A 12,711-nucleotide genomic window follows, 5' to 3' on the forward strand; every position below is an offset into this window, starting at 1 on the left:
AGCGGCGTCACTTCAGGCGAACCGTCCACTCCACCTCGAGCCGGGCCTCGACGTCGAACAGCCGGCTGACCTGCACCCAGCTGGCGGCCGGATACTTGCCATCGACGAAGAAGGTCTTGCGCTCGGGAATGGCCGTGATCAGCCCCTCCATATCCGTGGTGTAGACGGTTTCCTTGACCACCTGGCTGCTGTTGGCGCCAAAACGCTGCAGGATTCCGGTCAACTGGCTGTAGCAGCTCTGCACCGCAGCCTGCATGGTTTCACCTTTGCAGGGCACGCCCGACACATACAGCATGTCGCCGTCGCGGATCACGCCGGTATAGCCGATATCGGTTTCCCAGCTCCCCAGCACGTGCCGCTCCAGCGGCCCCTCCGCCGCATGGAGCAGCGGACTGCACAGCAAGCCGAACACCATCATGGGAAGCACGCGCATTGGTTTTCCTTGATTGACTGGACGCGGAAGCGGTCACGGACAATTGCCCGCGACAACCGGAAAAAGAATGGCCCGCATCGCTGCGGGCCAGGCATCGACACTCAGCCAGCCAGTGCTTGGTCATGCACACCGGCGACGGCACGCCCGGAAGGATCGGCCATGGTGGCGAAGCTGGCATCCCAGGCAATCGCCGCCGGCGAGGAACAGGCGATCGACTTGCCGCCGGGCACGGTCTCCGACGCCGCGCGGCTCGGGTAGAACTGCTCGAACAGATAACGGTAGTAGTACGCCTCCTTGGTCTGCGGCGGGTTGTACGGGAAGCGCTTGTCGGCCGCGGCCAGCACGCGGTCGCTGACCTGTGCCTCGGCGTGCGCCTTCAAACCGTCGATCCAGCCGTAGCCGACACCATCGCTGAACTGCTCCTTCTGCCGCCACAGGATTTCCTTCGGCAGGTAGCCCTCGAACGCCTCGCGCAGCACCGCCTTTTCGATGCGGCCGCTGGCCTTGTCGATCATCTTGTGGCGGGCATCCATCTTCATCGCCACGTCCAGAAACTCGCGGTCCAGGAACGGCACGCGCGGTTCCACGCCCCAGGCCATCATCGACTTGTTGGCACGCAGGCAATCGTAGTTGTTCAATGCGTCGAGCTTGCGCACCAGCTCCTCATGGAACTCGCGCGCGTTGGGCGCCTTGTGGAAGTACAGGTAGCCACCGAAGATCTCGTCGCTGCCCTCGCCGGACAGCACCATCTTCACCCCCATCGCCTTGATCCGCCGTGCCAGCAGGAACATCGGCGTGGAGGCGCGGATGGTGGTGACATCGTAGGTTTCGATATGCCGGATGACTTCCGGCAGCGCATCCAGACCTTCCTCGAAGGTGTACTCGAAACCGTGGTGCACGGTGCCCAGCGCCTGGGCTGCCACCTCGGCGGCAGCCAGATCCGGCGAGCCCTTCAGGCCGATGGCGAAACTGTGCAGGCGCGGCCACCACGCCTCGCTCTGGTCGCCATCCTCGATGCGATGACGCGCATAACGCGCGGCGACCGCGGCCACCAGCGACGAATCCAGCCCTCCGGACAACAGCACGCCGTAGGGCACATCGGTCATCAGCTGGCGGTGCACGGCGCGCTCGAAGGCTTCACGCAGCTCGGCCAGGGAGACGTCCACGCCCGCCACCGCGTCATAATCGCGCCACGGGCGTTCATAGTATTTGCTCAGGGTATCGGTACTGCTGTCATACCAGTGCCCGGGTGGAAACTGCGCGACATCGGCGCAGGTGTCGGACAGCGACTTCATTTCCGAGGCCACGCACAGCCGGCCCTGCTTGTCGTGCCCCCAGTACAGCGGCACCACGCCGATCGGATCGCGGGCGATGATCACACGGCCCTTGGCCTTGTCCCACAGCGCGAAGGCGAAGATCCCGTTGAGTCGGTTCAGATACGAAGCCGGCTCATCATCCCGATACAGCGCGTTGATCACCTCGCAGTCCGAACCGGTCTGGAACGCATACGGCTGGGTGAGCTCCTTCTTCAGCTCCTGGTGGTTGTAGATCTCGCCGTTGACGGCCAGCGCCAGGTCCCCGTCGTCGGACAGCAACGGCTGCGAGCCGCCGGCCGGGTCGACGATGGCCAGGCGCTCGTGCACCAGGATGGCGCCTTCGTCCACGTAGACGCCGCTCCAGTCCGGGCCGCGATGGCGTTGGCGCTGGGATTGTTCAAGCGCCTGCCGACGCAGCGCCTGCAGGTCGTCACCGGATTGCAGGCCGAAAATGCCGAAGATGGAACACATGGGAAAGCTCCTGGGGTTGTGTGGGGACAAGCATTCGAAGCAACGGCTGGCAGAGGTGCAGCCGCTCGGTGTTCCCGCTCGGCCACAAAAAAACCCGCATCGACCGATGCGGGTTTTCTGGTGGCCTGAGCGTGTTGCCTGTCCTAGCTCTGGTCGCAGTCCCGCAGTGGCCGCGCACGATTATTCGCGCGCAGATTGTTGCGGTTGTTGTTATTGACAGCGTTGGCCGGGAACAAGGACATGGGACAGACCGTATCCCGGTTTTCCGGAGCGCGCAACTGTTGCTGCGGCAACTGATTCAGTGCTCGGGCCGCCATGTTCCCGGATAATCCGCGCACCGCTGTCTGGACTTCATGGATGAAACCGTTTGCCTTCCGCGTGCTGCACGCCCTGTGCCTGTTCACACTGGCCGCCTGCACCGCCACCGCACCACACCGTCCCGTCGACACCACCGAGCGCGAGGCGTTGGCTGCCGCCAGCGACGGCCAGTTCGACTCGGTACTGCGTGTGGCAAATCTCTACCGGGCCCGCAACGACCCGCGGGCGCTGGACTGGTACGCACGCGCCGCGGCGATCCCGCCCCGAACGCACCGCAGCACCGGGGTGGAGGAGCAGCTGGGAACGATCCTGCAACGCGGCCGTCTGGACAGCAGCGATGCGCCGCAAACACCGGAAGCCAGGGTGCTCAAGCCCTCCCCGCGCAAGGCATTGCACTGGTTCCGCAGCGCCGCCTACCACGGCTCACCCTACGCGATGCGCGATCTGGAGCGCTGGCATGCCGATCGCGGCGATATGGCTGGCGCATTGCGCTGGCGGCTGCGCCACGCGGTGTACATGCGCGAGCTGTACAAGCTGGACGCACTGCGCAACGCAACCCGCACCTCACCCGAAGCGGCACATCTGGCCAGCAAGCAGCCATCAACCAATGCCGCCATCGCCCGCATCAAGCGATGGGCTGCCCGTGGCGATGCCGAAGCGCAGGTCGACCTGGGCACCTTGCACGAAGCCGGCATTGGCATGCCCGAGGACAAGAGCGAAGCACTGCGCTGGTATCAGCGCGCCGGCGAACAAGGCAATGTCTACGGCCAGTACTTCGCAGGGCTGGCATTGGGGCGCGGCGGCAGGGGGCTGCAGAAGGATGAAGTTGCAGCGGCGGTGTGGTTCGCCAGAGCCCATGCACAGGAATTCTACCTGGCCGAGGAATCCTACTGGCGCAAAGCCATCGCTCCACCGTTCTTCATCTTCGAGTAGAACCGCGGTCTGTACACACATGGACCAGTGCGACAAGACTGCATCAACTGGCGGATATCGCGCAGAATGACGCGCTGGCATCCGCAGAGCTGGACATGACGAACACCGCCGTTTTCCGTGAAGAAACCATCGACCGCGCGCGCATGCAGCAGATCATCCACGCGCATCCGCTTGCAGCGGTGTTCGAATCCTGCACATTGGACGAAGGCGATTTCTCGCGACTGGACATGGACGGTTTCCAGTTCAACCAGTGCTCGCTGGCCGGTGCGCACTGGCTGGCTGCATCGCTGGAAGAAAGCCAATGGCAGAAGTGCCGTGGCGGCCACTGCGATTTCAGCTCGGCGCAGCTCAGCGATTCACGCTTCGCCGATTGCGATCTCAACAACAGCCACTGGCGGCGAGCAACGCTGTCCTCGGTGCAGTTCCAGGACTGCAAGTTGACCGGTGCCCACCTGCAGGAAGTGACCGGCTGGGCATTGGAGTTCCGCCACTGCCTGCTGGTGAGCGCCGATCTGCGCGGGCTTTCGTTCCGCAAGGCACGCCTGGAGGGCATGGATTTCTCCGAAGCCGACCTGTCCGGCTGCGACTTCCGCGATGCCGTGTTCAGCGGCGGCAGCCTGCGCAATGCACAGACCCGCCTGACCCGGTTTGAAGGCGCCGACCTGCGCGATACCGACATCAGCGGGCTCAACGTGATGGACGCCAAGCACTTCAAGAAAGCGGTGATATCGCAGCGTCAGGCCGCCGCGGCGCTTGCCGCGTTCGGCCTGATCGTCGCCTAGGCGAGCAGGCGCTCAATCAGCCGCCGATACAGCTCCGGCAGCGCCTCCAGATCGGCCACCTGCACGTTCTCATCCACCTGGTGGATGCTGGCATTGACCGGCCCCACTTCGATGCACTGGGCGCCCAACGGTGCGATGAAGCGCGCGTCCGAGGTTCCACCACCGGTGCTTTCTTCCGGCGCGGCGCCAGCGAATTCGGCCAGCACCTCACGCGCGGCCCGCCGCAGGGTACCTTCCGGGGTATAGAACGGCTCGCCGCTGCGATGCCAGTCCAACACGTAGTCCAGCCCATGGCGATCCAGCAACGCGGTGATCTCCGCCTGCAACCGGTCGGCATTCCAGTGCGGGTTGTAGCGCAGATTGAACATCACCTGCAGCTCGCCCGGAATCACGTTGCTGGCCCCCGTGCCGGCACTGATGTTGGACAGCTGCAGACTGGTCGGCGGGAAGCTTTCGTAGCCATCGTCCCAATGCCGCGCGGTGAGTTCAGCCAGCGCCGGTGCAGCCAGATGGATCGGGTTGCGCGCCTTGTCCGGGTACGCCACATGGCCCTGCACGCCCTTGATACGCAGCTTGGCCGACAGGCTGCCGCGCCGGCCGACACGCAGCAGGTCACCGAGCTTCGCGGTGGAGGACGGCTCGCCGGTGATGCACCAGTCGATGGTCTGGCCGCGTTCGACAAACAGCCTGGCGACGTGGCGTACGCCGTCGATGGCGTCCCCCTCCTCGTCACTGGTCAGCAGCACCGCCAGCGTGCCCGGATGCTGCGGATATGCGGCGACAAACTGTTCGGCCGCCACCACGAAGGCGGCGACGCTGCCTTTCATGTCCGCAGCACCGCGCCCGTAGAGCGCGCCGTCGCGCACTTCCGGCGTGAAAGGATTGCTGCTCCAGGTCTCGACCGGGCCACTGGGCACCACATCGGTGTGCCCCAGCAGCACCAGCACCGGTGCGCCGCTGCCGTGCATGGCCCACAGGTTGTCGACCTCGCCCAGCCGCAGGTGTTCGCAAGTGAAACCGGCAGCACCCAGCCGCCCGGCGATCAGTTGCTGGCACCCGGCATCATCGGGCGTTACCGAAGGGCGCGCGATCAACGCGCAGGTCAGGTCGAATACGTCGCTCATGGGACCTCGTGCGGAAGCACGCGCGGTGCTTCCCGGTGGTTTGGGTTGCCGTGGCCACGACGGTATGCGTCGCCAGGGCCACGGGGAATCAGGCGATGTTGAAGCGCGCCTTGAAGCCGTTGTCGCTGAAACCCTGGCTCAGCACGCCGTCCCCGGTGATGACCAGCGGACGCTTGATCAGCTGCGGATACTCGCGCAGCAGCAGCTTCCACTCGGCATCGGACTCGGGGGACTTGCGGTTGTCCGGCAGCTGCCGCCAGGTGGTCGAGGATTTGTTGATCAACGCCGCGAAGCCGCCGGCCTTGCCGGCCCATTCCAGCAGCGTTTCCGGCGCGGGCTTGTTGTCGCGGTAGTCGACGAAGGTGTAGGCGATACCGAAGCGGTCCAGCCATTTGGTGGCCTTCTTGCAGGTATCGCAGTTCTTGAGTCCGTAGATCGTGGTCATTGCAGATTCCATAAATTCAGGCAGGTGCACACAGCGCCCGTCGCCACGTACGGGCACTACGGCGGCAGTGTCTCAGTCCGCCAGACCGCGCAGCAGGTCGTTGACGCTGGTCTTGCTGCGGGTCCTGGCATCGACCTGTTTGACGATCACCGCGCAATACAGCGAATGGGTGCCATCCTTGCTCGGCAACGAGCCGGACACGACCACACTGTAGGGCGGGACGTAACCGTAGCTGATCTCACCGGTGGCACGATTGTAGATGCGGGTGCTCTGGCTCAGGAACACGCCCATGCCGATCACGCTGTGATGGCCAACCACCACGCCTTCCACCACTTCCGAACGTGCACCGATGAAGCAGTGGTCCTCGATGATGGTCGGGCTGGCCTGCAGCGGCTCCAGCACGCCGCCGATGCCGGCACCGCCGGACAGGTGGCAGTGCTTGCCGATCTGCGCGCACGACCCCACCGTGGCCCAGGTATCGACCATGGTGCCCTCGCCCACGTGCGCACCGATGTTGGTGAAGCTCGGCATCAGCACCACGTCCTTGCCGAAGTACGTGCCGCGACGGGCGATCGCGCCGGGCACCACACGTACGCCGGCCTGGCGGAACTCCGCCTCGCCATAGCCCTCGAAACGCGACTCCACCTTGTCCCAGAACGGCGCCGGGCTGCCGTCGATCACTTCCATCTCATTGACGCGGAAATACAGCAGCACCGCTTTCTTCAGCCACTCGTTGACCTTCCAGCCACCGTGGCCATCGGGCTCGGCGACGCGGAACTCGCCCGACTCCAGACCGTCGATCACCCGGTTGACCAGTGGACGGGTCGATCCTTCGATCTCATCGACGGTCAGCATGGTGCGGCGCTCGAAAGCGCTCTCGATGCTGAACTTCATTTCCGCCACGCCCGGTACAGGCGGCTTGCGCAGGCTGCGCGGCCCCATCGACTCGATCGCCTTGGGTTTGGCCGGCATCACTTTCTTCACCGCCACGGCGGCTTTCTTGACCGCCTTCTTTGCCGCGGCCTTCTTGACTGCCGGCTTGGCAGACACGGTCCTGGCCGCGGCGGCGGGCTTGGATGCTGCCTTCTTGGCGGCGGGTTTCCTGGTAGCCATCAGTGGGGGTCTCCTGGCGTTCTGTCGGGCTCCAGACAGGCCATCAACGCATCCCGCAATGACTGTCTGGAAGATTCGGTAAGAGGTTGATCATGCCGATCGGTGAGCTGGAACTGGTCCTCGGCGCGCTCACCGAAAGTGGCGATACGCGCGTCCTGGACACGCAGGCACTGGTCGCGCAGCACATGCGCCACATCGGCCAGCAGACCCGGACGATCCGGCGCCACCAGATTCAGCACGGTGCGGTTGTGGTCGCGCGACTCCAGGAACTCGATCCGCGGCGCGAAGCGGAAATGTCTGAGCTGTCGCGGCATCACCCGCCGTGACGGCCGCAGGATCTGGATATTGCCGGCCAGCGCCTTGCGCAGTGCCGCCTCCAGACGCACGGTATCCCCATCGGCGAAGCTGCCGACCGGAATCACTTCAAACGTATCGAAAATGGTGCTGTCCGGGCCGTCCAGCACACGCGCCCGGTGGATACCGTAGCCGGCACGGTCCAGGGTCATCACGATCGCCGCAAACAGACCATCGCGATCGGGCGAATGCACGAATACTTCCAGCGCGTCGCTTTCCGGCATGATCCGGCGCACCTTCACCAGCGTGCCGCCCTTGCGGATTTCAATCAGCGACGCCGCCTGCCACACCAGCTGTTCGGGCCGGAAGCGCACGAAACTCTCATCGGGCATCGCCGCGAACTGGCGGTCGATCAGCGTATCCGGGTGCCCCAGCAGCCGCATCTGCTGACGCACGCTGTCACGCGCTTCCTGCACCCGCTCGGCCTCGGGCAACGGATGCTCGAGGCCTTCGAGCAGTGCGCGGCGCGCGGCGAAGTACAGGTCAGCCAGCAACCGGTCCTTCCACGCGTTCCAGAGCTTGGGGCTGGTGCCGGCGATGTCGGCGCAGGTCAGCAGGTACAGGTAATCCAGGCGGTCGCGCGTCCCCACCAGAGTGGCAAATCGATGGATCACGTCCGGGTCGGTGATGTCCTGTTTCTGTGCTGTCACCGACATGCGCAGGTGCTGTTCGACCAGCCAGGCCACCAGTTCGGTATCGGAGCTGCTCAGCCCGTGCGCGCTGCAGAACTGGCGGGCGTCGGCCGCGCCCAGTTCGGAATGGTCACCGCCACGACCCTTGGCGATGTCATGGAACAGGCCGGCCAGCAGCAGCAGCTCGGGCTTGCGCAGACGCGGCCACACCTCATGGGCGATGGAAAAGCGCTCGTCGGCCCGCGCCGAAGCGAACAGACCGATATTCCGCAGCACCATCAAGGTGTGCTGATCGACGGTGTAGACGTGGAACAGGTCAAACTGCATGCGCCCGGACACCTGCGCAAAGGCGGGAATCCATTGTCCGAGCACACCCAGCCGGGCCATCCTGGCAAGCGTGTCGACCGCGCGCGGCCCACGCAGCAGGGCCATGAACCGCTCCCTGACATCCGCCTCCACCCGGGTATAGGGCGGAATCTCATCCAGCATCTCGGCCAGCCCACGCGCCGTCATCGAATGCAGACCCCGCACTTCCGGGATACGCGCCCAGCAGGCGAACAGCGCGAAGAGGGAGCGGATATCGCCATGCGGCCACAACGGATCGTCCGCCGACAGATAACCGCGGCGCAACGAGAAGCCGTCGCCGACCGGCTCGGGCGCAGCCTCGCCATCGAACTGCTCCTCGAAGCGCTGCAGCAGGCGGTCGCTGATGCGGCGTACCACCGCCGCGCTGCGGTAGAAGCCCTGCATCATCTTCTCGACCCCCAGGCTTTCCGCGTCGTCGGCATAGCCCATCCGCTCGGCCAGGGTCTTCTGATAATCAAAGCGCAGGCGCTCTTCCGGACGCTGCGCCACCAGATGCAGGCCGAACCGGAGCCGCGCCAGCACCAGCCGCTCGCGTTTGAGCGCGGCCGCCTCGTCCAGACCGAGATGCCCCAGCCCGACCAGCGCATCGATATTGCTGACACCGAACGTGCGCAGCGCCATCCAGCCCAGCGTATTGAGATCGCGCAGGCCGCCCGGGCCGTCCTTGAGATCGGGCTCCAGGTTGTCGGCGGTGTCGCCAAAGCGGCGATGCCGCAGCAGCAGCTCCTCGCGCTTGGCAAGAAAGAACTCCCGTGCCGGCCAGATCAGGCTGGGCGAAATCGCCCGCGCCAGCGCCTGTTGCGCCGCGCTGTCGGCACACAGCGGCCGCGCCTCGATCAGCGCAGTCAGGACGGTCTGGTCAGCGGCGGCCTGCACGCACTGCGCAGCCGAGCGCACCGCATGGCTGACCGGCAGCCCGGCATCCCACAGCAAGGCGAACAGCCGGGCAAGATCGGCCTCGTGGGCGTGCTGCGCGGCGGTTTCCCCCAGCACCAGCAGATCGATATCCGAGCGCGGGAACAGCTCGCCGCGGCCATAGCCGCCGACCGCGAACAGCGCCAGCCCGGCACCGGCGGGAACACAGCGCAGCCAGGCCTCGCGGATCAGCTGGTCAACCGCGCGGGCGCGCAACGCGAGCAGGCGTTCGACGTTGTCGGCCTGCTCGAAGCGTTTGCACAGACGCGCATCGGTGTGGACAAGCGACTGCCGGGCATCGGCAGCCCACTGCACATCACCGGCAGTCTCTGCCGACGCGTCCAGACTCGGGCCCGTCGGCAGCTGGCTCATGCCTGCGTGGTTGGCGCTTGTTCGGACTCGGCCGGCGACAAGGTCAGCACCTCGACACCGTCCTCGGTCACCGCGATGGTGTGTTCCCACTGCGCCGACAACTTGCGGTCCTTGGTGACCACCGTCCAGCCATCCGGCAGCACCTTGGTGTGGCGCGCGCCTTCATTGATCATCGGCTCGATGGTGAAGGTCATGCCCGGCTTGAGCACGACCCCCTGGCCCGGCCGGCCGTAATGCAGCACCTGAGGCTCGTCGTGGTAGACCTGCCCGATGCCATGGCCGCAGTACTCGCGCACCACCGAGAAACGCTCGGATTCGGCGTATTCCTGGATCGCGTGGCCCACGTCGCCCAGCGTCGCGCCCGGCTTGACCGCACGGATACCGCGCCACATCGCTTCGCGGGTGGTTTCCACCAGGCGCCTGGCCATCACCGACGGCGTGCCGACGTAGTACATGCGGCTGGTATCGCCGTGCCAGCCATCCTTGATGACGGTCACGTCGATATTGATGATGTCCCCGTCCTTCAGGACCTTGGCCTCGCTCGGAATGCCATGGCAGATGACGTTGTTGACCGAGGTGCACACGGTCTTGGGAAACCCGCGGTAACCCACATTGGCCGGAATCGCACCCTGCACGTTCACGATGTGCTCGTGGCAGATGCGGTCCAGCTCCTCTGTGGTGACACCGGGCTTGACGTGGGGGCCGATGATGTCCAGCACCTCGGCCGCCAAACGGCCGGCGATGCGCATCTTCTCGATTTCTTCGGGGGTTTTCAGTTGGATTGCCATCCGCCGATTATCGCCCATTTGACGCCAAACGCTGAATTCCTGACTTCTGCAACGGCGCCTGGACCAGCGGTACGCTGCCCCGTCGCACACTGACCGCGACCCCCGCCGTGCCAGCAATCCGGCGCGCGACGGCGATACCGGCGCCCTGAACGGGGGGAAAGCATCCCCGCACCGCAGCCGGTGCAGCAATGCCCCAAACCCCCGGCGCACCGCACGGGCACGGACCCGGTCATTTGCGGGAAGCCCGCCATGCCCCTTATACTCCCGCAGCTGCGTCAGGCCCGGTGCCTGCAAAGTACGCCCACACCGAGCGCCATTCGGTGAATCCACACCTGTCGCCCCCATCCGTGCCGGGGTGCCCTGATCTGTCAGGGTTCGGCCACGGAGGCGCCAGGGAAGCCCAACCCCGGAACCTATTGCGCAGTGCGCGCCGCCTTCTCACTTTTCCTTGGCGGCAGGTTCCCTACCAGGAGTTTTGCAATGCCCCAGGTCACCATGCGTCAGATGCTGGAAGCCGGCGTCCACTTCGGCCACCAGACCCGCTACTGGAACCCCAAGATGGCTCCGTACATCTTCGGCGCCCGCGGCAAGATCCACATCATCAACCTGGAAAAGACCGTTCCGCTGTTCAACGATGCGATGAACTTCATCTCGTCCGTTGCCCAGAAGCGCGGCACCATCCTGTTCCTGGGCACCAAGCGCAGCGCCCGCGACTCGATCAAGGAAGAAGCCGAGCGTTGCGGCATGCCGTTCATGAACCAGCGCTGGCTGGGTGGCACCCTGACCAACTTCGCCACGGTGAAGAAGTCGGTTGCCCGCCTGAAGGAACTGGAAGCCGGCGAAACCGACGGCACCTTCGACAAGCTGGTCAAGCACGAAGTGCTGGGCCTGCGTCGCGAGCGCGACAAGCTGGAAGCCTCGCTGGGCGGCATCAAGGACATGAACCGTCTGCCCGACGCCATCTTCGTCATCGACATCGGCCACGAAGACATCGCCATCAAGGAAGCCAAGAAGCTCGGCATCCCGGTGATCGCCGTGGTTGACACCAACTACAACCCGGAACTGGTCGATTACGCCATCCCGGGCAACGACGACGCCATCCGCGCCGTGCAGCTGTACGCCCGCGCCGCCGCTGACGCCGTGCTGGAAGGCAAGGCCGCCGCTCCGAACTCCGCCTCGGTGCGCGAGGAAGAGTTCGCCGAAGCCGCCGCTGCCGAAGAAGCCAAGCCGGCCCGCCGCGCTCCGGCCAAGAAGACCACCAAGGGCGACGAGGCTTCGGCCTGATCCCCACGTGGGCGCGCCCGCCGCGCCCACCTCCCTGTACCGGCGCACCCGCTGCGCCCGGCACTGACAGGGTCGCGTAACAACGGCCGGCAATCATTGCCGGCCTTCCCCTTTCTATTCGTGAGGTAATCCCATGGCTGAAATCACCGCCTCCCTGGTCAAGGAACTGCGCGAGCGCACTGGCGCCGGCATGATGGAGTGCAAGAAGGCTCTGACCGAGAACGACGGCAACATTGACGCCGCCGCCGAATGGCTGCGCAAGTCGGGCCTGGCCAAGGCCGACAAGAAGGCTGACCGCGTCACCGCCGAAGGCCGCATCGCGGCGGCACAGGACGGCAACAAGGCCGTGCTGGTGGAAGTCAACTCCGAGACCGACTTCGTCGCCAAGGACGCCAACTTCATCGCCTTCATCGACGCCGTTGCCCAGGCTGCCCTGACCTCGGGTGCTGCTGACGCCGAAGCCCTGAAGTCGGCCAAAATGGCCACCGGCGAAACCGTCGAGGAAGCCCGCGCTGCCGCCATCGCCAAGCTCGGCGAGAACATGCAGATCCGTCGCCTGGCCCGCATCGACACCAGCAACACCGTTGCCGCCTACATCCACGGCGGCCGCATCGGCGTGCTGATCGAACTGGCCGGCGGCAACGACGAGCTGGCCCGTGGCCTGGCCATGCACGTGGCCGCCATGAATCCGCCGCACAACAAGGCTAGCGATGTGCCGGCCGAGTTCGTTGCCAAGGAAAAGGAAATCGAGCTGGCCAAGATGTCCGACAAGGAAAAGGCCAAGCCGGCCGACATCCTGGAAAAGATCATCTCCGGCAAGATCAACAAGATCGTCAACGAAGTGACCCTGTACGGCCAGCCGTACGTGCTGGACACCAACCAGTCCGTCGAGCAGGTGCTCAAGGCCGCTGGCGCCGAAGTGATCGGCTTCCAGCGCCTGGTGGTCGGCGAAGGCATCGAGAAGGTGGTGGAAGACTACGCCGCCGAAGTCGCCAAGGCGATGCAGGTCTGATTCCGGCCCGCACCTGATGTCCAGAAGAAGCCGCGGTCCTCCGCGGCTTCTTT

Annotated in this window: 11 protein-coding genes; 4 read left to right on the forward strand and 7 right to left on the reverse strand. The window is 65.3% G+C overall.

Annotation, left to right across the window (positions count from 1 at the left end; all coding sequences use genetic code 11):
* Positions 1-7: 7 nt before the first annotated feature.
* Together ACVOMC_RS13785 and asnB are read right to left on the reverse strand one after the other, a co-directional pair.
* Positions 8-433: a RidA family protein gene (locus tag ACVOMC_RS13785; protein WP_481524394.1), complete on the reverse strand. Its 426-nt coding sequence runs from the start codon at positions 431-433 to the stop codon at positions 8-10.
* A 101-nt stretch (positions 434-534) separates the two neighbouring features.
* Complete coding sequence (asnB, locus tag ACVOMC_RS13790; RefSeq protein WP_481524395.1) at positions 535-2,220, reverse strand: asparagine synthase B; 1,686 nt, start codon at positions 2,218-2,220, stop codon at positions 535-537.
* Between the two features lie 357 nt (positions 2,221-2,577).
* Between asnB and ACVOMC_RS13795 the strand changes: the two genes are divergently transcribed.
* Both ACVOMC_RS13795 and ACVOMC_RS13800 read left to right on the forward strand, forming a co-directional pair.
* Positions 2,578-3,471 (forward strand): tetratricopeptide repeat protein, encoded by an 894-nt coding sequence (locus tag ACVOMC_RS13795; protein WP_481524396.1) that lies wholly within the window; start codon positions 2,578-2,580, stop codon positions 3,469-3,471.
* Between the two features lie 95 nt (positions 3,472-3,566).
* Positions 3,567-4,253, forward strand: a complete 687-nt coding sequence (locus tag ACVOMC_RS13800) for a pentapeptide repeat-containing protein (protein WP_481524397.1) — start codon at positions 3,567-3,569, stop codon at positions 4,251-4,253.
* Here the strand turns inward: ACVOMC_RS13800 and dapE are convergent.
* From dapE to map, 5 genes are all read right to left on the reverse strand, one after another.
* A complete protein-coding gene (gene dapE / locus ACVOMC_RS13805; RefSeq protein WP_481524398.1) occupies positions 4,250-5,377 on the reverse strand; it encodes a succinyl-diaminopimelate desuccinylase in 1,128 nt (375 codons plus the stop codon). The two genes, ACVOMC_RS13800 and dapE, sit on opposite strands and share 4 nt — an antisense overlap.
* Positions 5,378-5,465: 88 nt before the next feature.
* Positions 5,466-5,822 carry an arsenate reductase gene (locus ACVOMC_RS13810; protein WP_481524399.1) on the reverse strand — a complete coding sequence of 119 codons (357 nt, stop codon included), beginning with the start codon at positions 5,820-5,822 and terminating at the stop codon, positions 5,466-5,468.
* A 72-nt stretch (positions 5,823-5,894) separates the two neighbouring features.
* Entirely contained in the window at positions 5,895-6,935 is a 1,041-nt protein-coding gene (gene dapD, locus ACVOMC_RS13815; protein ID WP_481524400.1) for a 2,3,4,5-tetrahydropyridine-2,6-dicarboxylate N-succinyltransferase, read from the reverse strand.
* On the reverse strand, positions 6,935-9,574 hold the full coding sequence (locus tag ACVOMC_RS13820) for a [protein-PII] uridylyltransferase (protein ID WP_481524401.1): 2,640 nt from the start codon (positions 9,572-9,574) through the stop codon (positions 6,935-6,937). Before ACVOMC_RS13820 ends, dapD begins: the two co-directional genes overlap by 1 nt.
* Positions 9,571-10,362, reverse strand: coding sequence for a type I methionyl aminopeptidase (gene map, locus ACVOMC_RS13825; RefSeq protein ID WP_481524402.1), 792 nt, complete (start codon positions 10,360-10,362; stop codon positions 9,571-9,573). Before map ends, ACVOMC_RS13820 begins: the two co-directional genes overlap by 4 nt.
* A gap of 480 nt (positions 10,363-10,842) precedes the next feature.
* Here map and rpsB point away from each other — a divergent pair, with 480 nt between their 5' ends.
* On the forward strand, positions 10,843-11,646 hold the full coding sequence (rpsB, locus tag ACVOMC_RS13830; protein ID WP_054657169.1) for a 30S ribosomal protein S2: 804 nt from the start codon (positions 10,843-10,845) through the stop codon (positions 11,644-11,646).
* A gap of 133 nt (positions 11,647-11,779) precedes the next feature.
* Positions 11,780-12,658 (forward strand): translation elongation factor Ts, encoded by an 879-nt coding sequence (gene tsf, locus ACVOMC_RS13835; RefSeq protein WP_054657167.1) that lies wholly within the window; start codon positions 11,780-11,782, stop codon positions 12,656-12,658.
* Positions 12,659-12,711 lie beyond the last annotated feature (53 nt).

Source organism: Stenotrophomonas sp. STEN014 (assembly GCF_056760315.1).

Excerpts from the sequence above, each read along its gene's own strand:
- ACVOMC_RS13800 (WP_481524397.1), top strand. The coding sequence starts at position 3,567 with ATGACGAACACCGCCGTTTTCCGTGAAGAAACCATCGACCGCGCGCGC.
- dapE (WP_481524398.1), bottom strand. The coding sequence starts at position 5,377 with ATGAGCGACGTATTCGACCTGACCTGCGCGTTGATCGCGCGCCCTTCG.
- map (WP_481524402.1), bottom strand. The coding sequence starts at position 10,362 with ATGGCAATCCAACTGAAAACCCCCGAAGAAATCGAGAAGATGCGCATC.
- ACVOMC_RS13820 (WP_481524401.1), bottom strand. The coding sequence starts at position 9,574 with ATGAGCCAGCTGCCGACGGGCCCGAGTCTGGACGCGTCGGCAGAGACT.
- rpsB (WP_054657169.1), top strand. The coding sequence starts at position 10,843 with ATGCCCCAGGTCACCATGCGTCAGATGCTGGAAGCCGGCGTCCACTTC.
- ACVOMC_RS13795 (WP_481524396.1), top strand. The coding sequence starts at position 2,578 with ATGAAACCGTTTGCCTTCCGCGTGCTGCACGCCCTGTGCCTGTTCACA.
- tsf (WP_054657167.1), top strand. The coding sequence starts at position 11,780 with ATGGCTGAAATCACCGCCTCCCTGGTCAAGGAACTGCGCGAGCGCACT.
- asnB (WP_481524395.1), bottom strand. The coding sequence starts at position 2,220 with ATGTGTTCCATCTTCGGCATTTTCGGCCTGCAATCCGGTGACGACCTG.
- ACVOMC_RS13810 (WP_481524399.1), bottom strand. The coding sequence starts at position 5,822 with ATGACCACGATCTACGGACTCAAGAACTGCGATACCTGCAAGAAGGCC.
- dapD (WP_481524400.1), bottom strand. The coding sequence starts at position 6,935 with ATGGCTACCAGGAAACCCGCCGCCAAGAAGGCAGCATCCAAGCCCGCC.
- ACVOMC_RS13785 (WP_481524394.1), bottom strand. The coding sequence starts at position 433 with ATGCGCGTGCTTCCCATGATGGTGTTCGGCTTGCTGTGCAGTCCGCTG.